Raw genomic sequence first — 20,447 nt, 5'->3', positions numbered from 1 at the left:
AGTTAAGTGGACGCCATATGTTCCAGTGACGTCATATAGAAATTAAGTGGACCTTCGAGTAGTGGCTCAACCTCATGAGCGCCCGGGGCACAATTGACAGCCAGTGCCAGTCCGTGAAGATAGTCGACCCAAAGATCTAAGCTATGTTTTTTGGTTGCATCCGTTAAATTAAGTGGGGAAATTGCGGTCTGAAAGCGTTCGGTAAAAACCACTGCTGGCCCATCTGTTGTCATGCCTAACATGGTTTCCAGTAAGCCCGGGTATTGCCGTAATAAGCGGAGGTAACTCAAAGATAGCTGTTTGAGTTCGGCTTGCCATTGCTGACATGTTTTTGGTTGATAGATCTCCTCAATCAAAGAACGTGTGATAGCTTCGAGTAGTGCACTCTTATTATCAAAATAGTGATAGATGGCCATGGCATCTACCTGCAAAGCAGTCGCTAGCTTACGAATACTGGGCACCTTGCCTTCAAGGCGCATTAACTCCTTGGCTTTGTCGCCAATGACTTCTTGACTCAATTGTCCCGCCGATGCCTTGGGGCGCCCTCGTTTTCTATCCTTGACAGACATTATGAATACTCATTAATATAAATGTAATTCTACAGTGTAGAATATTTTAGTTGAATATGTCGAATAATCCAAGTGATTAAGTTTACTGAATCGAATCGGTACGTTTGTTCGGCTCGATAAAATTTGTGGAGAGAGTGATGAGCAACATAGTGTATATCGCGGTGAGCCTGGATGGTTACATCGCCGATAAAGCCGGGAGTGTGGATTGGTTACATTCAATTCCAAATCCTGAAGGCTCAGATATGGGGTTCGGTGAGTTTATCGGGAGAGTCGATGCCTTGGTTATGGGGCGCAATACCTTCGATATGGTGCTGAGTTTTGGCATCGACTGGCCTTACAGTAAACCTGTGTTTGTGTTGAGTAATACTATGGCCCAGGTCCCTGCAGGTTACGAGGATAAGGTGTTTATAGTTAATGGGCCGCTCGATGAGGTGTTGGTTACACTGCGCCGGCAGGGATACAAAGATCTCTATATTGATGGTGGGGTGACGATTCAAAATTTTCTGAAAGCGGACCTTATCGATGAGATGATCATTACCACAATCCCTGTGCTCTTAGGTGGTGGTTTGCCTCTGTTTGGTGACTTAGTGACACCGTTAAATTTCAAGCATGTGAAGTGCGAAAGGTTGCTCGATAGTTTAGTCAAAAATCACTATCTGAGAGTGCGTGACGGGGTTAACGGGAAATAAACTGGCCTGCAGAGAAACTTTGCCTCAGACTAGCATTCAGAGCCACGTTAGTCAGCGAAGAAGTGCGAGTGTTAAAACATAAAGAGTATCTACGTCAGGGCCCCGATTACCGCTTCGGTGAACAGGTGAGTTTTCATGATATCAAAGAAACCTTTGGTCTGAATCATATTCGCATAGGCAGCTGGGTCGAAGAGGATGAGAAGCACAAGGCGGCCAATCTTATCTTTGACTCTTTAGCCGACTTAGCGTTTATCCTGAAACTGCCTCCTCAAGCCATTGGGCTTCGACAGACACTCAATCTGGCTTTCGGTAGTGGTGGGCAACAGGGCGTGCAGGCGCATTATATGCCTGCTGGCCGAGAGCTTGCACTGGCCAAGAATGCGGGAGCAGGTGCTCTGGCTCATGAGTTTTGGCACGCCTTCGACCACTATATTGCGGCTAAAGCTTTTAAGGCTAAAGGCAACGGCAGATCAGGAGTCGCATTTGCCACTAGTTGTTGGCTGGCCGATGTGACGAGTATTAAGCATCCACTAAATCAAAGGCTAGAGCAGGTTTTCGCCACTACTTTGTTGACTCCAGATGGCACTGATAGCCATGCTTATGTCGATAGAGCGGTCGCATTAGATAGCCAATATGGTCGGCAGTATTTATCAAAACCCACCGAGCTGATGGCCCGCGCTTTCGAGGCCTGTATCGAGTCACACCCAGAGATACATAACTCTTATCTCGTCGCCGAGACCTTAAGTTCATCACTGGCCGATTCCGGTGGTTATCCTGACTTGGAGCACCGACAGCAAATCTTCTTGGCACTGATTGCATATTTTGAACCCCTGGGTGAAGCTTTAGGGCGTGAAGGATAAAAATTAAGAATAATAGAAAGCTAAGAGCTACTCTGGGCTATAAGATCTCAATCTAAGCTGACAATTTTCGGTGCCAGTTGGTGTGCCGCTTAATATGCAAAAGTACCGCGGATCGGGTAGTCGTTATCCGGATCGCTTATCCACTCCAAGCCCGAGACTAAGGCTTCAAGCTCCGGGCGACAGAAGGGGTTATTGGAGATATCGATGACCTGAATGACTCCCACCCGATTAACCACGAAGAGTCCTGGCTCGGCAAAGTCATGGTCGGTTTCCTGTTCAGAGCGAGGAATAGAGATATATAACCCGAGTTGCTGCATCTGCTCTTGAGTCAGGCCGTAAGCGATTGGGAAGCTAGTGGTTAGCTTCTCTTTATGTGCCTCAAGCTGAGTCTTGGAGTCGGCCGAGACGGCAACAATATCAAGGCCAATTTTTTGTAAACGTGTTTTATAGCCTTCTAACTGGTTTAGGTATTTTGTGCATAGAGGACAATGTTGCCCACGGTAGATCACCACCATTTGCCATATAGCCTCATGATAAGCGCGCCCTAATGTGATCGTATTGCCATCGAGTGTATTGGCCCTTATCGAAGGGAAGTTTGAACCTGCCGATAACTTTACTGAAACACTCATAATTTTTGTCCACTTTAAGATGGGGAATAGCGATTACAATACAATATAATTTTAGTTCATTAATCATCTATTTGGGGGGATAAAGTTTAACCTGATATTTGATTATCAAGCAGAGATTAACTTGAGGCAGAACTTTCGGATTACTGAAGCATAGCTCTTTGCTATCGCACATTATCTATCCGCATTGTCTATCGGCATTAATTAACGGATACCTCCGGGGCGGGCCTCTCCAGAATCTGATACTGGTAACGAACCTATTTATATGCATCTCCAGACTTATACCTTATTACTGAGTTGTTATTAATTTTAGGTACAACCAATTATAAAAAACTGCCTGATGATTTAGATCACAGCTTTGATATGAGGGAGGCGATCTGTTCAGCAAGTATTCAGAAATTTTCAGTTTATTAAGTTTAAATTAATAATGATGCTTAACATGGTAAGTAATTGGCAAAGATAATCTTATCTTCGATTCTTTAAGGAATACTTATGAAATACCTGACTCTGTTAACTGCCCTTGTTTTTGCAGGTTCTGCTGCCGCTACAGATTGCTCCGATTGCCATGAAACAATCGACCTGACTGTGCATTTAGAAGCGGAAGCGACACTGGGTACCTGTAATGACTGTCACGATATGGGCAGTGCACATGAGGTGGATATGGAAATTCATGAAGCAACGCTGACGATGACAGAGTGCGCCGACTGTCACGGGATGTAATACCGGCTTTAACGTCCTCGGTCGGCTCGTGCCGAGGACAAATTTACAGCGCCTGTCTCTCCTCATATCTTTTTATCCTCGACCCTCGACCCTCGTTTACTTGTGCGCCTCGGTAATGAATTTTTCCAGTGCTTGCTGCAGCCATTGAGGTGAGCTGACCTGACCTTCCTGATTGTGTTTTAACCATAAATAGGTCGTTGGATAACTGAAGTTTTTTAGTATGTCTTTATCTTGTTGGTAATCCAGTATCTCAGCGTGAAGTCCTTTGATGTTTTGTAGAAAGTTAACCGCAGCCCTGACACCCACAATGATGATGGCATTTGAATTCAATAGGGTATTGGCGGCGCTTCCCAGATCTGAAACGGTGGCAAATACCTCTAACTTCTTTCCCTGTCTCTTCGCATAGTTTACCAAGGGTGATTTATTGGCGGGGAAGGGCATGGTGATCAGCTTGACTATCGGGTAGTTAATCATCTCATCGATAACAGGGTTGTGCCAAATCGGGTGCCCTTCACGTGCAATTAAGTGTCCGCCTCTGTGTTGAATGATGGGCTTTGACAGTATTCCCTTTCTATCGGCGGGTTCGAAGGTGATGGCTGCATCGAGCTCTCCATTTTGGAACTCATCTATGCTGGTTTTTGTCCAAGGGCAGAGGGTAACATCTATCTTGGTATTATTCTTGTCTGCCGCTTTAAGAATGGTTTGAGGTAAGTTAATCTCAAGTTGTGGCACAGTGGCAATCGTGAAACTTGGTTCGCGCTGATGCTGAATATTATGTAAGTATTGCTGTGCTTGAGTGCTTGCCTTAAGCATCTCCAGCAACTGAGGGTAGAGGTTGTGAGCAAGCTCAGTGGCCTCGAGACGGTTATTCTGCCTGATAAAAAGTGGATCTGAAAATGCCTTTCTCAGAGCATTTAGCTCGCGACTGACCTTGGGCTGAGACAGTGCTAAATGATCGGCTACATCATTGACTGCCTGCTTTAGATAGACTTGGCAAAATATTTCAATGCTTAGTAAGTTGAGATTCAGCAACTTATCTATGGACATTTATCTTTCCTTTTATTCAGGGCTTTAATGCGACGTTGTCGTATATAAATTGTGTTATCGCTAACTGTAACCAACTGGGGATTTGATGGTTCTGCTTTCTTTTGGTCAAATAATGACGGGGAAGACCGCTTCTCTGACAAAGCTCGAGTTGTTGCTCTTTTGATAACTTCATCGAACGTATATCACTATTTTTATTTAGAAAGGTTATTGCGCTTAAAGAGCTTACTAAAGCCATGCCGTTGCTGGTTTCCAGCAGTGCGCCGAGGTCGGCAAGGGCACTGACTTTCGCTTCGATATTGAGCTCCACTCCCTGATCTTTTGCGTAGAACTCTAACGGATCCCTTAGATCACTGAATTCTGGCATGTCGATAACGATATAGGCTTGCTTGAGAATATTATCTAATGCCGTGGGGTTGACGGTTTCCCAGATAGGATGGTTTTTGTTACCGACAAGAAATAGCGATTCTCCCTCGGCAATAAAATCCGATTGCAACTGCTCGGTATTATAGGCTCTGTGGGTGACGGCCAGATCGATCTCTTTCTGTTTTATCAAGCTGCCGACATCACCAGTGCAAGGTTTAATATTAAATAGGTATTTTTTCTGATGTTCGGTCGCCTTATCTTGTAATAGACGACTCAGGTTTGATGAAAGTAGTGGCGGACAGGCGATAACAATTTCTTTCTTATGAGTATTATCCGATTCAATATTGAGACGACTACAATTCTCCGCAATCTGGATGATTTTCTTCATCGACGGATAGATTTCATCGGCAAACTGGCTGCGTTCGAAGCCGTGCTGCTTACGGATAAATAGAGGGGCATCGAGAGAGTGACGTAATGCCTTCAAACTTCGACTTATCTTGGAAGCGGGTACATTCAGAGCCTGGCCCACTAATGTTGAGTTTAATGACTCATAAAGTAGTACAAACACTTGGATATCAAAGAGATTATTCTGCTTAAACTTACTCATCATTATTATATTTATATAAAACACACCTAGCTAATTTAGGGATAAATACGCGGCAATGCGAGGATCAATATCATGTAAATGAATGAAATGTAATTAAGGTTACGTTTTTGTGATCTTGAGTTTATCCGTTAATGATATCTACGCCTCTCATTTCTATTATTCGTTGTTCGCAATTTCATTTATCGAATGTTAGCCGGAACATCTGTTAAATATAAGTTTGTTAATATCAAGTGTTGCAACAACCTATAGAGATTAGTGTGTAACACTGTTATTTATTCGTATGTTAGTTTTTTGTACTGGGGTTCAAGCTGTGTTGCAAAGTGATTTGCTTCAAACTTATTCATCTGAAATATCTTTAGCATTTCATATGAACCACATGGTGGTTACATATTAGGGAGATATAATGATTATAACTAAAAGAAAAACGTCGCTAGCACTATTAATTGCATCCGCAATGATGGTCACAGGTTGTGGTGATGATGGCAAAGATGGGCAAAACGGTGCAGATGGTTCAAATGGTGGCAATGGCGAGAATGGTCAGCCCGGTACTTCCGGTCTTCATATCGATATGGCTGCTGAAGCGACTGCAAATATTACGAACGCAGCGTATGCAGACGGTATTATTACTGTCGATTTCGATCTGGCAAATAAAGAGGGGGTCGGCCTATTTGGACTGACCGGTGAGAATGAGTTCCATGATTTCCGCTTTTCACTCGCTCAACTGCAAACTAACACTGGTTCTGAGCTAAAGCAGTGGATGTCACTGCTTAACGAAACGACCAATGATGCAGGGACGACATTCGAGCAAGGGTTCGAGAAATTAAATGATTGCCCCGAGTGTTTAGTCGACAACAAGGATGGTACCTACACCTATACATTCAATACTAATCTAACGACCGCTGAAGACGTTGCAGGTATCGTGTTTGATGCCGACCTGACTCAGCGTATCGCCATTGAGATGCAGTTCGAATATGACTCGGGTCATGAACTTGCTGAAAATGCTCACTATGACTGGATCCCATCAACCAATGCGACAGAGGGTGTAGAGACTCGCGAGTTAGTGACGCTTGAAACTTGTTACACTTGTCACCAGCCAGATAGCCTTAAGGCTCACGGTGGTCGTAGACTTGATCTAGAAAACTGTCAGTCATGTCATAATGGTATTGTCTCTGATCCTAATGATGTTTCAGTTGAATTAGGTCATATGGTGCACGCTATCCATATGGGACCTGAGCGTGAAGGTAAAGATGCAGAGGGCAATGTTGTTCCTATGCCTTATACCATCGCTGGCTACGGCGGCGATCATGCATTCGATTACCCGGCTTTCCCGACTAAACCCTTTATGGACTGTGCGGCTTGTCACGTTCAAGATGAAGAGTTAGCCGACAAAGATCTATGGTTAGCGAATGCTAATGCAAATGCCTGTACGGGTTGTCATACAGACTCGCCTGCACAGCATAAGTCAGATAAGAACCCTTCCCTGTCTTGTACAGACTGTCACAGTGCAGCGGTTCATGCTGATCATAAGAAGCCATATGACGCAGCTGAAGATTACAGTGTTGAAGTTAGCAATGTTGTCTTAAACGTTGACGGTCTACTTGAGTTTGACGTTAAGGTTATGGACAGTGCTGGTACACTGGTCACTGAAGATGAGATCTATAAACAAGGCTACAGCAACCCATATATGGTTGTGAGCTGGGATATCGAAGATGATTATCCTGAGCAGCTTGTGTCTTTAGATACAGATAATCTGACGGTTGGAACAACTTACGATCACAGACGTTTCAGCTTGAAGGGTGATGGTTCAACTACCTACGATGCAGACACTAAAGTGTTCCATGTTACCACTGAGAAAGTGAAAGGTAGCAAGACATATCAAACTGATGTACCAGCAGATATCCTTACTGACAGATCGTTAGAAATCCTGCCATTAGTTAAGGTCTGTTTCACAGAAGCAACTAACGCACGTACAGATTGTACTGCAGATGATGCATATCCTGCATATGTTCAAACTGAACCATACCGTGTATACAAGGCGGGTGCTTACGGTCCTGAGATGCGTCGTCCTATCATCGATGAAGCTACTTGCATGGGTTGTCACAGCCAAGAGCTATATCATGATGCTAACGGTGTGAACTGTATCGCCTGTCATACTAATGACAAGAAGTTGGGTGCTGTTGAAGTCGGCTATGCCCCTGTACCTTGGGGAGAAATGAAGTCTTCAAGCTTTATGTATAAGGCACACAAGGCTGAAGGACATGATAATGGCCATGGCGGTAGCGGTACTATCCTGAAGACTGACTGTATGACTTGTCATGCTGAAGTTGATGGCTGGAGTGGTAAGGATTACGGCTTCGAATTAGGCCGTAACGCTGGCTCTGCTCATACTGTACCTAGCTTTATTGCTAGCGAAGGTAATACAGACCCTGTACTGACTTACTACGCCTCTCCTGATGCTGCAGCTTGTATGAGTTGTCACCAGAAGTACCTTTCAGATGCGGCGATGTCGCATATGGAACTAAATGGTGCATATATTGGTGAAGATAAGGCAATGGCAAAAGATGCTAAAGAAGCTTGTGCAACCTGTCATAGCCCAGAGAAGATCATGGAGCACCACGGTCACTCTCTTTAAACATTAAGTTCCCGGAGGGAGCCATCCCTGCGTTTCCTCCGGGAGCTTATGTGGTGATGTAAAGTTCCAAAGTTAAAGTTTTTCCTGCAAAGTCAAAGGCACCTTAGGGTGCCTTTTTTTATGACATGGGGTCCACTTCAGTTAAGCAAAGCCTTAAATAGGAGAGTGCTTCCGGCAGAATAAACTATCAGTTTCAAGGAAGGCATAAGTTTTGAAATCGTCTCTTATAACGATTGAAATAGCTTCTTAGAAGTCATTTGGAGCGTTCTGGCGGGATCCGTCTCTCATTTTTCCAAAATAATAAAATTGGGTATTTATGCTTTTTCGGAACATTTAAATGGTCGAAATGGGGAGGGAACCACTAGCCATGGCCGTTTAGCGTCACAATCTAAGCTAAAATTCGAGAGAAATGTAGTTTTGTTACATTGAAGGTAATTGTCTCTATTTCAGAACAGACTCGCTTGTGTTGGAGTGGGCGGTTGCGCACGTGTTAATGGTTTGTTTGTTAGTTTGGCGATTGTGCATGTGTCTAATCTCTATATTCTGCTTTTTCTTCCTTCCCATATTACGAACAGGTGCTCTGTTTATTGTGCTGTTTAATTACTGGTCAGTGGTAAAGTTAGGGCAATGCCAGACCAGCACCTGAATTATGCTGTAAATAGCCTGCTTTTTCGTTCTAAAATTACATGAATGCTAATCATGCCAGTTACTTAGCTTGAATGGGTACTAAGGCGCAATTAGCCCTAGCCATTCTATACTTCACTGCTGTAAGCTCTATCTTCGTTAATGTACAAAGTCAGTATCTGAGCCGGTAATTTTGCAACAAAGCAAACTGAGCTTAGGGGCAAAAAAAATACTGAATCGAAAATTATAAAGTTACTGCCCATATACATATCTATATACATACTTACATACCTACAACGAGGACAATCATGAAGAAAATCCTAACCACGACTGCGACTGCTGTGTCATTAGCACTATGTTCGTTTGTCGCAAATGCTGCTGATTTTAAACCTGCCGTAGCCTATGATTCATCTGGTAAGTTTGATAAATCTTTCAGCCAGGCGGTTTATCAGAACGGCGTAATTAAATTTACCGAACAAACTAAGATTGATGTACGTGAATTTGTACCGGCAAACGATGCACAGCGTGAACAGGGCCTTGAGCGTCTTGCACGTCGTGGTTTCAGCCCAATCGTTGTTGTTGGCTTCATGTATGGTTCAGCATTAACAAAGGTGGCTAAAAAGCACCCCGATACTGAGTTTGTGATTATCGATGCCGTTGTAGATCTACCTAATGTTAAGTCTCTTGTGTTTAAAGAGCATGAAGGTTCATTCCTTGTCGGCGCATTGGCTGCGATGAAGTCAGAAAGTCATAAAGTTGGCTTCGTTGGCGGTATGGATATTCCACTGATCCGTAAGTTTGCCTGTGGTTACGAGCAGGGTGCTAAATACATCAGTAAAGATACCGAAGTATTCCAGAACATGACGGGTTCTACTAACGCGGCATGGTCAGATCCTGCCCGTGGTGCCGAGTTGACTAAGAGTCAGTTCACTAAAGGTGCCGACGTAGTATTCGCCGCTGCCGGTGGTACTGGTGTTGGTGTTTATCAGGCTGCGAAAGATGAAGGCAAGTTTGCTATCGGTGTTGACTCAAACCAAAACTACCTACATCCGGGCGTAATGCTTACCTCTATGGTTAAGCGTGTAGGCTTGGCGACATTTGAAGTATTTACGGCTGCCGAAGGTGGTACTTTCACTCCAGGTATCGATGCCCGTGGTCTTAAAGAGAATGGCGTTGGCTGGACGATTGATGAGCATAACCGTGACCTGGTGACTGCCGAAATGGAAACTAAGATCGGTGAGATTTCAGCTAAAATCGTAGCCGGAGAGATTAAGGTTCACGATTACATGGCTGATAATAGCTGTAAGTACTAATGTTGAATACGTATGTAGGTACTGACTATTCGTACCCGCATACGTAAAAGTGAAAGTTCGCTCTCCTGCCCCAAGCAGGAGAGTTTTTTGAGAAGTACCCATGGGGCGGCAAAGAGAAACATAATTTATGTCTACACTCCCTAGCGACAAACCTTTTGCACTCGAACTGCGTGGTATCGATAAGCGATTCGGCGCAGTGCATGCTAATCGAAATATTGATCTACAAGTTCCTCCCGGCACCATTCATGGCATTATCGGTGAAAACGGGGCGGGTAAATCGACCCTGATGAATATCATCTACGGGTTTTATACCGCAGACGCCGGAGATATTCTGATTGGCGGTGAGGTCCAGAAGCTTGCCAACTCTAAAGAGGCCATCAGTCATGGCATCGGCATGGTTCACCAGCACTTCATGTTGGTCGATAACTTCACCGTTCTTGAAAATGTAATTTTAGGCGCCGAAAATGGTGCTCTGCTCAAGCACAGCCTCCATGATGCCCGCACAGAATTAGAGCGGTTAGCAAAAGATTATCAACTCGATGTGCCACTCGATGCCTTAATTGAAGACTTGCCGGTAGGCCTGCAACAGAGGGTTGAGATATTAAAAGCCCTGTACCGTGGCGCTAAGATCCTTATTCTTGATGAACCTACGGGCGTACTGACTCCTCAGGAAACTGATCACCTGTTTCATATTTTCGATGCGCTGCGTGAGCAGGGTGTCACAATTTTACTGATCACTCACAAACTCAGAGAGATCCTGGCCGCCACAGATAATGTCTCGATCATGCGCCAAGGGGCGATGGTCGCGCACAGAAAGACGGCAGAGACGAATAAGGAAGAGCTGGCCGAGCTCATGGTGGGACGAAAGGTACGCCTGAAAGTCGATAAAATTGAAGCTAAACCTGCTCAGGTTGTACTGTCCACTCAAGATTTGACCTTTACAGATGATATGGGAGTCGATCGTCTTAAAAAGGTCAACATGGATATTAAGGCCGGTGAGGTTGTCGGTGTTGCCGGAGTATCCGGTAACGGTCAGTCTCAGTTGATTAACGCCCTTGCAGGCTTACTCACACCGACCAGTGGTTCAATCACAATCGGCGACACGCGTATCTCTGCCGAGCACCCCAGCTCGCCGGACGGCGTTCGCCAACTTAGTGTGGGTCACGTGCCGGAAGACAGGTTGGACATGGGTCTGATTAAAGCATTCAGCGCCGAAGAATCTGCCATATTAGGACATCAAAACCACTCTGATTACAATGGTATGGTGATGAATAAGCCTAAGGCGATCACCTCAGAATGTGTACGTCTTATGGAAGAGTGGGACGTACGACCGCAAGATCCTAAGCTTAGAAGTTCGCTATTTTCCGGTGGTAACCAGCAGAAGCTGATCATTGCCCGTGAAGTAGATAAGAACCCGGATGTGTTACTTATCGGTCAGCCTACCCGAGGTGTGGATATCGGTGCCATCGAATTTATTCATAAACGTATTATCGAACTCAGAGATCAGGGCAAAGGTATTCTCCTTGTGTCGGTGGAGCTCGATGAGATCATGGCACTGGCAGATAGGATCATCGTGATGTTCGATGGCAATATCGTCGGTGAAGTGAGCGCCGAACAGGCGAACGAGAAAATTCTTGGAATGATGATGGCCAATATATTACCCGATGAGCTTAGCGAGTCGGATGCAGGACAAACGACTAACGGAGGTCAACCGTGAACGACTCCAAAACTCCGGCGTGGGTGAATGTCATCTTACTGCCCTTGGTCAATATCTTCTTCGCCTTTGCATTTTCTGCAATTATTTTCGTTGCCGTGGATGTGAATCCCCTCGAGGCGGCGGCGGTGATGATAAAGGGATCCCTGGGCTATCAGGAAGGTGTTGGTTATACCCTTTATTATGCGACCAACTTTATCTTTACCGGTTTAGCGGTGGCGGTGGCGTTCTCTGCCGGCCTGTTTAATATTGGTGGTGAAGGTCAGGCTTATCTCGGTGGTTTAGGTGTGGGACTCGCCTGCTTGGGCTTAGATCATGCCTTGCCATTCTGGGCGCTGTTACCTATCACTATGGTTGCCAGTATGGCATTTGGTGCACTGTGGGCGCTGATACCTGCGTATCTGCAGGCCTATCGTGGCAGCCATATCGTTATTACTACTATCATGTTTAACTTTATCGCCTCGGCGCTGATGGTTTACCTGATGGTGAACGTGCTTAAGCTAGATGGTCAGATGGCACCGGTATCGCGGGTGTTTGAACAATCAGCGATAATGCCAATGTTCCATGAGATAGCGGCTTGGTTTGGCTTGTCTTTCTCTGAATCGCCGATGAATTTGAGTTTCTTTATCGCACTGGCATGTTGTGTTCTGGTCTGGATATTACTCTGGCGCACTCGTTGGGGCTATGCCATCAGAGCCATGGGTTCAAGCCCTACAGCAGCTGAGTATGGCGGCATCAACCATAAGAAACTGGTCATCATAGTGATGCTGATCTCCGGTGCGCTTTCAGGCATGTTAGGCCTGAACGAAGTACAAGGTTATGGCCAGCAGTTGAAGCTGGACTTTGTGGCTGGCTATGGCTTCACCGGTATTGCGGTGTGTCTGATTGGTCGCAACCATCCTGTCGGTATCATATTGGCGAGTCTGCTCTTTGGTATCTTGTATCAGGGCGGGGCAGAGTTGGCGTTTGATTTCCCGAACATCGATCGTGAGATGATTCAGGTGGTGCAGGCCTTAGTGGTACTGTTCAGTGGTGCGTTGGCCTTGATGTTAGTGAAGCCAACCGAGCGTTTATTTGTGTTTTGGGATCGAAAGAAAAAATCCCTCGGCAAAGCAGAAGCGGAGGCCTAAGTTATGTATGAGAATCTGATTTTAATCTTAGATGCGACCCTCAGGGTATCGGCGCCGCTTATTCTTGCGGCACTGGCTGGTCTGTTCTCCGAGCGTTCGGGCATCGTCAACATCGCCCTGGAAGGTAAGATGCTGTCGGCGGCGTTTGCTGCTGCGGCCACGGCTTCTGTCACCGGCAATGTATGGCTGGGCTTACTCGCCGCCATCGGCGTTTCTGTTTGTCTGTCGTTGATCCATGGTTTTGCTTCAATCACACACAGAGGCGATCAGATTGTCTCGGGTGTGGCGATTAATATGTTGGCAGTGGGCCTGACTGTGACGCTGGGACGTTTCTGGTTTGGATTGGGCGGTCAGACTCCAGCCTTGTCTGACAGTGAGCGTTTTACGCCTATCACGTTACCGGGCGCCGATGCAGTTGCGGATGTGCCTGTGATTGGTCTGCTCTATAGTGAGCTTATTTCCGGACATAATATTCTGGTCTATCTGGCGCTGGTCATGGTGCCTACTGTTTGGTGGATAGTATTTCGAACCCGTTTCGGATTGCGTCTTCGTGCGGCAGGTGAAAACCCTCATGCAGTGGACACCGCGGGTATCTCCGTTGCTTGGATCCGTTATCGCGCCTTGATGTGTGCAGGCGTGTTGTGCGGTATTGCCGGGGCTTACCTGTCTACCGCGCACAGTGCCGGCTTCGTCGCGAACATGAGTGCCGGTAAGGGATTTATCGCCTTGGCTGCATTGATTTTCGGTAAGTGGAAGCCAGTGCCGGTATTGTTTGGTTGTCTGCTGTTTGGTTTCCTCGATGCGGTGGCTATTCGTTTGCAGGGCGCAGAGTTGCCGATTGTGGGTGAAATTCCGGTACAGGCGATCGAAGTCTTACCGTATATCCTGACTGTACTCCTGCTTGCGGGCTTTATCGGGCGCGCCGTCGGACCTAAGTCTATCGGTGTACCGTATGTGAAGACGCGTTAATACAGCAGTTAAAAGCGTTAGTTAAGAAGCCGGGTTAATACCCGGCTTTTTTGTATAAGAATCTAAGAGTTTTAGACATTGTAGGACCGGCTTTAGCCGGGAAGGATGAAACAAACAGACCTTCGCAGCTAAAGCAGCTCCTACATAAGAGCTCGAATCCCTAAGCTCAATGAAAACAAAGAAAGCTGAGAGTAACGAGTAGCGAGGAACAGGCAGGGAAAAGCTAGATGCTGTTCTTTATAAACAGAGTGGTTCTGCATTACTGGCGTGTTGATTTAAATATGATGGTTCGACGCACGAAATTGTAGGACTGGCTTTAGCCGGGAAGGATGGAACAAACAGACCTTCGCAGCTAAAGCAGCTCTTACATTAGGGCTCAATCCTCAAACCATCAATCTACCCAGTGCAACACATCACGGATAATCGACCAGCGGGGCTTAGGTACGGTGGCACCTTGGCCCAGCATCCAGTAGTTATAGAAGTTATCCTGATGGCCATCTACCTTACGTAGGCGCTGCCAATTGTTGACGTAATTGAGCAGGGATTGATTGTTCTGTGCCACGGCGTAAGCAACCGGATAGCGAGCCTTGCTTTCCAGCAGGGCTATGCCATACCCGGGGAAGAACAGGGTCCAGGCCGACCCCGCCTGAGCACTGATAACCATGGCATCGTATTTATCATCCTGTTGTCTGAAGAAGTTTTTATATCCTTCGATTTTAACAAACTCGATATTAGGGTAGCTTGCGGCAACATCTTCAATCGCATCGCCGTGTTCGGCATAGGCAATCGTTACCTGTTCCATCTCTAAGATGCTCTGTCTGCTCTTGAACTTGTTCACTAAGTGATCTTTAGTGGCGATGGCAAGGTTAAGTTCCAGCACGGGTTCGCAGTAGCTGAGTTGGTCCATCTGTCTGATATCCATGGCTAGTCCGGACATGGCAATATCAAAAAAGCCTGCCTCAAGAGAGCGGGCTAATTCAGCCTTGCGAAACGGGATAAACTCTACCTCAACATCTAAGTCCTCGGCTAACTTAGTAGCCATTGCGCTATCGAATCCCACTAATTGCCCGGCATTATTGTAATAGCTAAAAGGCACATTGCTGGGGGTATAGCCGACTCTTATCACTCCTCGGGTGCGAATAGCTTGTATGTCGGCGACAGGAGAGGAGGGGGTTTGGCCTAAGACCGGAAACTGTTTCTTTACCTTAGTCGGCACTTTATCTGCCACCTGCATATTGGCTATCACCTCGCTGGTGATAGCCGGACTATTAATAAACATGCCCATGCCTACACGACAGACAACCAGTGTCAGTAAAACCCCACTGACGATACCCAGTCCCATCTTGACCATTTGTGGCGGCCTGATCCTGAGGCTCTTTTGAAACAGGGCGGCGGTCAGCAGAGTCAGGGCAAACAGGTTCATCACAGCGGTAATTGAGCCGAATTTTCCTGTGATAAATCCGGCCATCACGAATAACTGGAACAGATCCGAGGGCAGGTGAACCAGATCTAACATAAACGGAATGGAAACATAGACACTGCCAAACAGCGACAGCAGACCACTGACTGACAGAGAGGGGATACTGGTAAGGTCGACCGGGGTGCCATTGAACCAACCGGCAAAGAATACAAACAGGATGACGGTTATCTTACCGATATTGGGAAAGGTAAACGCGATAGGGACTAAGATTTCGATGAGTGTTGCGCCATCTTCACTGAGGTTGTCATGCTCACGCATGATCTGCTTACACTCCTCAACAATCACTGGGATCACAATAAAGATGTTTCCGGTGGCAAATGCGGTGACCAGGCTCGCCTTTGAGATCCTAATGGCCTGAGCGAAGGTGACTGGGGTGATAGACGCGATGATCCAGGGCAGAACCCAGAAGGTGAGCAGCAGGCAAAGTACAAAATAGCTGATTAGGTAGACCTGCATGCTGGCAAATTCATCGACCCCCATGGTACCCGCCGCCGATGCCGACATCGCAAAAATACCGATAGGCAGCACTTTTACCAGCCCCTGTGTGATACGGGAAAAGACCTCACTGGTGGTGTGCATGAAGATGAGTATATGTTGCTTATGCTCACCCTCCATGCCGATAAGCGCCAGCCCCATGGCGATGCTGAACACTACCATGGCGGGCACATAACCTGCCGCCATCGATTCGAACGGGTTTGAGGGGATATAGAGTTTAAAGTAATCGATTGCCGCGACGGGCTCTATGGTACTGGTGCTGAAGAAAGAGGCAGATTCTACGAAGGGGAATGATAATGGCATTAAGGCGACGGTGATGAGCCCGATTAACCATAGTAATAACATGATGAGTCCGGCTCTGCTGAAGATTAGCATGGCGGTGCTCTTTTGCAGTTTACCAATACCGCCCACTAGTGAGACCACTATATAGGGGAGTACCGTCATCTGCATCAGTAAGATCACACTGTTACCAATAGCGCTAAGCCAACCGACAGACTCGCCGAAGAATATGCCAGTGGCAAAACCGATAAACATAGCGACCAACATCTGGCTGGAGCTGGTCATAGAGAGCATTTTTTTAAACACAGATTTCATTCCAATTGAGTCGTGTAAGTTTATGTCGCCGTGCTTCACCGTAGATATTCTTCCGTGGGCGATTAAAGTGGGCTTTGGTGCCGGTAATTATAGGTTAGACGGCTAATTAAATTAAAGTATTAACTTTCAAATAGTAACACTTGTTGCGAATGTTATTATCATTCTAGCATCTGTTCTAGCAATGACCTCTGTTTAAGCCAGCGTTAGGGAGGGGCTTCAATCAAAGGCATCCGGTTGAACCAGAAAATATTGGGAGCTTTGTGGGCTTCGAAACTTTATTAACCCGAATTCAGGTTTATTAATATCATAAATAAATAAAATTACCCTCGAATCTTCAGCTATTCTATGTAACAAATCGTAGTTTTTTTATAGATTTAGTCGTGTCTAAATCAGCGATGATTGATTTTTACTTTTATTGTTATAAAACTACATCGGTAACACGTGGTAGATCGAATAGTGAAGCTGGATCACAAAATTGCGTAAAATAATGTTACTAAGTTACAAAATGGCTGAGTAATGTGACGCCACTAGCTGAACTTCAGTTAACAAAGATATACTATTAACTATCCAAAATTTTAACGGTTGATGTTGTGATGGCAGGTTTCTCAGACCAGATTAGAATAGTAAAAAAGGGCTTAGATGTGCCCATTGCCGGGGAACCTCGGCAAGAAATCGACAATGCATCAAGGCCATCGCATGTGGCCCTTCTCGGTGAAGAATATGTCGGCTTAAAGCCCACCATGATGGTGGAAGTTGGTGATAGGGTCAAAAAAGGCCAGCCACTTTTTGAAGACAAGAAGACGCCGGGTGTGCTCTTTACCGCTCCAGCCAGTGGGGAAGTGACCGCAATCAATCGTGGTGAACGCCGTGTATTGCAATCTGTGGTCATCACCTGCCAAGGCGACGAGCAAGAGATATTTGAGACTAGCGGCGACGTATCGTCGATGAGTCGGCAGTCGGTGCAGGATAACTTGGTTAAGAGTGGTCTGTGGACTGCACTTCGTACCCGTCCTTTCTCCCGCGTGCCTCTGCTCGACAGCGCTGCTGCCGGTATCTTCGTGACAGCCATGGATACCAATCCTCTGGCAGCCGAACCGCGTCTGATAATTGCCGAAAATGAACAAGCATTTGCAGTGGGTATGTCTGTCCTGACTCGCTTGACCGATGGCAAAGTGTACCTTTGTCACGACGAAGGTGAATCACTGCCTGGCCATGAGCTATCACAGGTTGAGACTCATCGCTTCGGTGGCGTCCATCCTGCCGGGTTAGTGGGCACACACATTCACTTTATTTTACCGGTTAGCATCGAACGTCCCGTGTGGCATATCGGGTATCAGGATGTTATTGCCTACGGCAAGTTGTTCCTTACCGGTGAGCTCTATACCGATCGTGTCGTGGCGCTTGCTGGCCCCGATGTGCTTAATCCTCGTTTGATTCGTACCCAACTGGGCGCCGAGTTAAGCGCGATAGTTAAAGATGAACTGAAACCTGGCTTCTCGCGCGTGGTTTCAGGCTCGGTTCTGTCAGGACATACCGCTACCGAGGTTAACAATTACCTGGGGCGTTTCCATGTGCAAATAACCGCCTTAACTGAAGACTCTGAGCACCATCTCCTGTCTTGGGTTCGTGGGGGCTCTGAAAAGTTCTCTATCACCCGCGCAATGACATCGCGCTTTAAGCCCGCTAAGAAGTTGTTTGATATGACGACTCACACGGGCGGCTCTGCACGCGCCATGATGGCTTTTGGTCAGTTAGACCGCGTCATGCCATTAGATATTTTACCTACTCTGCTGGTTCGTGACCTTGTGGTTCGTGATACCGATGAGGCTCAGGCGCTGGGCGCGTTAGAGTTGGCCGAGGAGGATTTAGCCCTGTGCACCTTCGTTTGTCCCGGTAAGTATGATTTCGGTAAAGAGCTGCGTGCCTGCTTAGATATTATTGAAAGAGAAGGTTAATGGCTGAGTTAACTAATGAGTCCTACGTGCTGAGCCTGGCCTCGCACGTCTCTAACCTATTCAAATTAAGTATTCAGAGGGAAGGTTAATGAGTAGCAAAGATAGAAAGCCCGACGCGCAGGAAGATTACTACGCTCCCGGGCATGCGATGAAGGGCTACCTTCGTTCGCTGGTCGTTGCTCATGGTCGTAGCACTAAAGGTAAAGTGCACGTTCGTGACGCGATTGATGTTAAACGTACCATGACCTTAGTCGGTTTATGCCTGCTACCTGCCATCCTGTTTGGTTTGTACAACTTAGGCTTGCAGGCTCAGCTTGCTGTCGCGGGTGGACTGGTAACTCCGGATGTATGGCAACTTATTCCGTTTAATCTGGTATTCGGTGGCTTGACGGAGCAGACGGGTCTGATTGGCCTGTTTATCTATGGCATCAGTTTTTACATTCCTATCTACCTGACCGCGCTGGTTGTCAGCCTGTTCTGGGAGATGGTTTTCGCTAAGGTGAGGGGACAGGAGCTACACGAAGGCTTCTTCGTCACCGCCTTATTGTTCACCCTAATCTTACCTGTGTCGACGCCGCTTTGGTTGGTGGCCATGGGGATTACGTTCGGTGTCGTTATTGGCAAGGAAGTGTTTGGTGGAATGGGTTATAACTTCCTGAACCCTGCCTTGGCTGGATTGGCATTTATCTACTTTGCCTACCCATCGCAGGTTTCTACGGTCGCTCAATTGGTTGCCGTCGATGGATTCTCCGGTGCGACGACCTTAATTCATACCGCTGCGGGCAAGATGAGTTTTGCCGATTATGCCTGGTATGAAGCCTTTACCGATCCTAACTGGTGGAATGCCTTCTTCGGCTTTACCGCGGGCGCGATTGGTGAGACCAGTACCTTAGCCCTGCTGATTGGCGGCGGACTCTTAATCCTGACCCGTCTGGCTGACTGGCGCATCGTTGCCGGTGTCATGCTGGGCATGATAGCGACTGCGGTCATGTTTAACCTTGTCGGTTCGGCGAAGAACGAATTGTTTGCTATGCCATGGACCTGGCATCTGGTCACGGGTGGTTTTGCCATCGGCATGATGTTTATGGCAACCGATCCGGTGACGACCGCTTATACGAGTAAAGGCAAGCTGGCTTACGGTCTCTTGATTGGCTTTATGACTGTGCTTATCCGTGTGGTTAACCCGAAAATGCCGGAAGGCATCATGTTGGCTATCTTGTTTGCTAACTTATGGGCACCCATTTTTGATTATCTGGTCGCGAAAGCGAATATCAAGCGGAGACTGAAACGTAATGGCCTTTAAAAAAGATACAGTTCTTGGAACTATGGTCTTCACTGTCACGCTGTGCTTGCTGTGTTCGTTTATGCTCACCGGCACCGCGGAACTGCTCAAAGAGCGTAAATTGGCTAAGAAGCGTGATGAGCTTAAACGGTACGTGCTGGTAGCGGCCGATGTCGATCTGGGCGGTAATGATTTCCGTACTATTTTTGAAAAATCGGTTACCCCTATGCTGGTCGAGCTGGACACAGGCGTTGTAAGTACCGACGACAACGTGATGAATTTCGATGACCGCATGGCGGCTATCAATCCTGATACATCGCGCAAGCCGAAGAAAGATACCGCTAAAATCAAGAGCCGTGCCGATCAGGTTCGGGTATTTAAAGTATTCGACGATAACGGCAAGTTGGCTAGTGTGGTCGTGCCTATCTATGGCAAGGGCCTGTGGTCGATGATCTACGGTTTTGTCGCGGTAAAACCCGACATGAATACCATAGTAAATGTTGTCATCTATGAACATGGTGAAACTCCGGGTATTGGTGACTTTCTCAATGATCCCGAGTGGACGGCCAAGTTCCAGGGTAAGCAGCTCTTCGATGAGAAAGGCAAGGTGGCATTGAAAGTTGTCAAAGGCGGCGCTAAAGAGGGTGATATTCACGGTGTCGATGCGGTCAGTGGCGCAACCATGACGGGTCGCGGTGTGCAACGCTCGATTAAGTTCTGGTTCGGCAATGAGGGCTTCCAAACCTTCTTCAACAAGTTAAAAGCTTCGGAGGTCTAA

Annotated in this window: 16 protein-coding genes; 11 read left to right on the top strand and 5 right to left on the bottom strand. The window is 46.7% G+C overall.

Annotation, left to right across the window (positions count from 1 at the left end):
* Nucleotides 1-2: 2 nt before the first annotated feature.
* Entirely contained in the window at nucleotides 3-569 is a 567-nt protein-coding gene (locus EKG38_RS04055; RefSeq protein WP_126518944.1) for a TetR/AcrR family transcriptional regulator, read from the bottom strand.
* Nucleotides 570-706: 137 nt separating this feature from the next.
* Here EKG38_RS04055 and EKG38_RS04050 point away from each other — a divergent pair, with 137 nt between their 5' ends.
* Nucleotides 707-1,258 carry a dihydrofolate reductase family protein gene (locus EKG38_RS04050; protein WP_126518943.1) on the top strand — a complete coding sequence of 184 codons (552 nt, stop codon included), beginning with the start codon at nucleotides 707-709 and terminating at the stop codon, nucleotides 1,256-1,258.
* A 68-nt stretch (nucleotides 1,259-1,326) separates the two neighbouring features.
* Complete coding sequence (locus EKG38_RS04045; RefSeq protein WP_126518942.1) at nucleotides 1,327-2,118, top strand: CLCA_X family protein; 792 nt, start codon at nucleotides 1,327-1,329, stop codon at nucleotides 2,116-2,118.
* Between the two features lie 89 nt (nucleotides 2,119-2,207).
* Here the strand turns inward: EKG38_RS04045 and EKG38_RS04040 are convergent, their stop codons facing one another.
* Nucleotides 2,208-2,747, bottom strand: coding sequence for a redoxin domain-containing protein (locus tag EKG38_RS04040; protein ID WP_126518941.1), 540 nt, complete (start codon nucleotides 2,745-2,747; stop codon nucleotides 2,208-2,210).
* A 489-nt stretch (nucleotides 2,748-3,236) separates the two neighbouring features.
* Here EKG38_RS04040 and EKG38_RS04035 point away from each other — a divergent pair, with 489 nt between their 5' ends.
* Complete coding sequence (locus tag EKG38_RS04035; RefSeq protein WP_126518940.1) at nucleotides 3,237-3,464, top strand: hypothetical protein; 228 nt, start codon at nucleotides 3,237-3,239, stop codon at nucleotides 3,462-3,464.
* Between the two features lie 96 nt (nucleotides 3,465-3,560).
* On the opposite strand, the gene EKG38_RS04030 is transcribed toward EKG38_RS04035, so the two are convergent.
* Both EKG38_RS04030 and EKG38_RS04025 read right to left on the bottom strand, forming a co-directional pair.
* Nucleotides 3,561-4,511 carry a LysR family transcriptional regulator gene (locus EKG38_RS04030; RefSeq protein ID WP_126518939.1) on the bottom strand — a complete coding sequence of 317 codons (951 nt, stop codon included), beginning with the start codon at nucleotides 4,509-4,511 and terminating at the stop codon, nucleotides 3,561-3,563.
* A 16-nt stretch (nucleotides 4,512-4,527) separates the two neighbouring features.
* Nucleotides 4,528-5,484: a LysR family transcriptional regulator gene (locus EKG38_RS04025; protein WP_126518938.1), complete on the bottom strand. Its 957-nt coding sequence runs from the start codon at nucleotides 5,482-5,484 to the stop codon at nucleotides 4,528-4,530.
* A gap of 400 nt (nucleotides 5,485-5,884) precedes the next feature.
* Here EKG38_RS04025 and EKG38_RS04020 point away from each other — a divergent pair, with 400 nt between their 5' ends.
* The 5 genes from EKG38_RS04020 (at nucleotide 5,885) to EKG38_RS04000 (ending at nucleotide 13,863) form a co-directional block, all read left to right on the top strand.
* Entirely contained in the window at nucleotides 5,885-8,113 is a 2,229-nt protein-coding gene (locus tag EKG38_RS04020; RefSeq protein ID WP_126518937.1) for an OmcA/MtrC family decaheme c-type cytochrome, read from the top strand.
* Between the two features lie 932 nt (nucleotides 8,114-9,045).
* Nucleotides 9,046-10,050 (top strand): BMP family lipoprotein, encoded by a 1,005-nt coding sequence (locus EKG38_RS04015; protein WP_126518936.1) that lies wholly within the window; start codon nucleotides 9,046-9,048, stop codon nucleotides 10,048-10,050.
* A gap of 127 nt (nucleotides 10,051-10,177) precedes the next feature.
* Nucleotides 10,178-11,767 (top strand): ABC transporter ATP-binding protein, encoded by a 1,590-nt coding sequence (locus tag EKG38_RS04010; RefSeq protein WP_126518935.1) that lies wholly within the window; start codon nucleotides 10,178-10,180, stop codon nucleotides 11,765-11,767.
* Nucleotides 11,764-12,894 (top strand): ABC transporter permease, encoded by a 1,131-nt coding sequence (locus tag EKG38_RS04005; protein WP_126518934.1) that lies wholly within the window; start codon nucleotides 11,764-11,766, stop codon nucleotides 12,892-12,894. Before EKG38_RS04010 ends, EKG38_RS04005 begins: the two co-directional genes overlap by 4 nt.
* 3 nt (nucleotides 12,895-12,897) lie before the next feature.
* A complete protein-coding gene (locus tag EKG38_RS04000; protein ID WP_126518933.1) occupies nucleotides 12,898-13,863 on the top strand; it encodes an ABC transporter permease in 966 nt (321 codons plus the stop codon).
* 391 nt (nucleotides 13,864-14,254) lie between these two features.
* On the opposite strand, the gene EKG38_RS03995 is transcribed toward EKG38_RS04000, so the two are convergent.
* A complete protein-coding gene (locus tag EKG38_RS03995) occupies nucleotides 14,255-16,432 on the bottom strand; it encodes a cation:dicarboxylate symporter family transporter (RefSeq protein WP_126518932.1) in 2,178 nt (725 codons plus the stop codon).
* 593 nt (nucleotides 16,433-17,025) lie between these two features.
* Between EKG38_RS03995 and EKG38_RS03990 the strand changes: the two genes are divergently transcribed.
* The 3 genes from EKG38_RS03990 to EKG38_RS03980 all read left to right on the top strand — a co-directional run bounded on the left by EKG38_RS03990 (nucleotide 17,026) and on the right by EKG38_RS03980 (nucleotide 20,447).
* Nucleotides 17,026-18,387 (top strand): Na(+)-translocating NADH-quinone reductase subunit A, encoded by a 1,362-nt coding sequence (locus EKG38_RS03990; RefSeq protein WP_126518930.1) that lies wholly within the window; start codon nucleotides 17,026-17,028, stop codon nucleotides 18,385-18,387.
* 88 nt (nucleotides 18,388-18,475) lie between these two features.
* Entirely contained in the window at nucleotides 18,476-19,690 is a 1,215-nt protein-coding gene (locus EKG38_RS03985) for an NADH:ubiquinone reductase (Na(+)-transporting) subunit B (protein WP_126518928.1), read from the top strand.
* Nucleotides 19,680-20,447 carry a Na(+)-translocating NADH-quinone reductase subunit C gene (locus EKG38_RS03980; RefSeq protein ID WP_126518927.1) on the top strand — a complete coding sequence of 256 codons (768 nt, stop codon included), beginning with the start codon at nucleotides 19,680-19,682 and terminating at the stop codon, nucleotides 20,445-20,447. Before EKG38_RS03985 ends, EKG38_RS03980 begins: the two co-directional genes overlap by 11 nt.

This window comes from Shewanella canadensis (assembly GCF_003966225.1).
In the GTDB taxonomy this organism is placed as follows: domain Bacteria; phylum Pseudomonadota; class Gammaproteobacteria; order Enterobacterales; family Shewanellaceae; genus Shewanella; species Shewanella canadensis.
The sequence above is the reverse complement of the archived record's forward strand: the minus strand, read 5'-3'. Positions and strand labels throughout refer to the sequence as shown.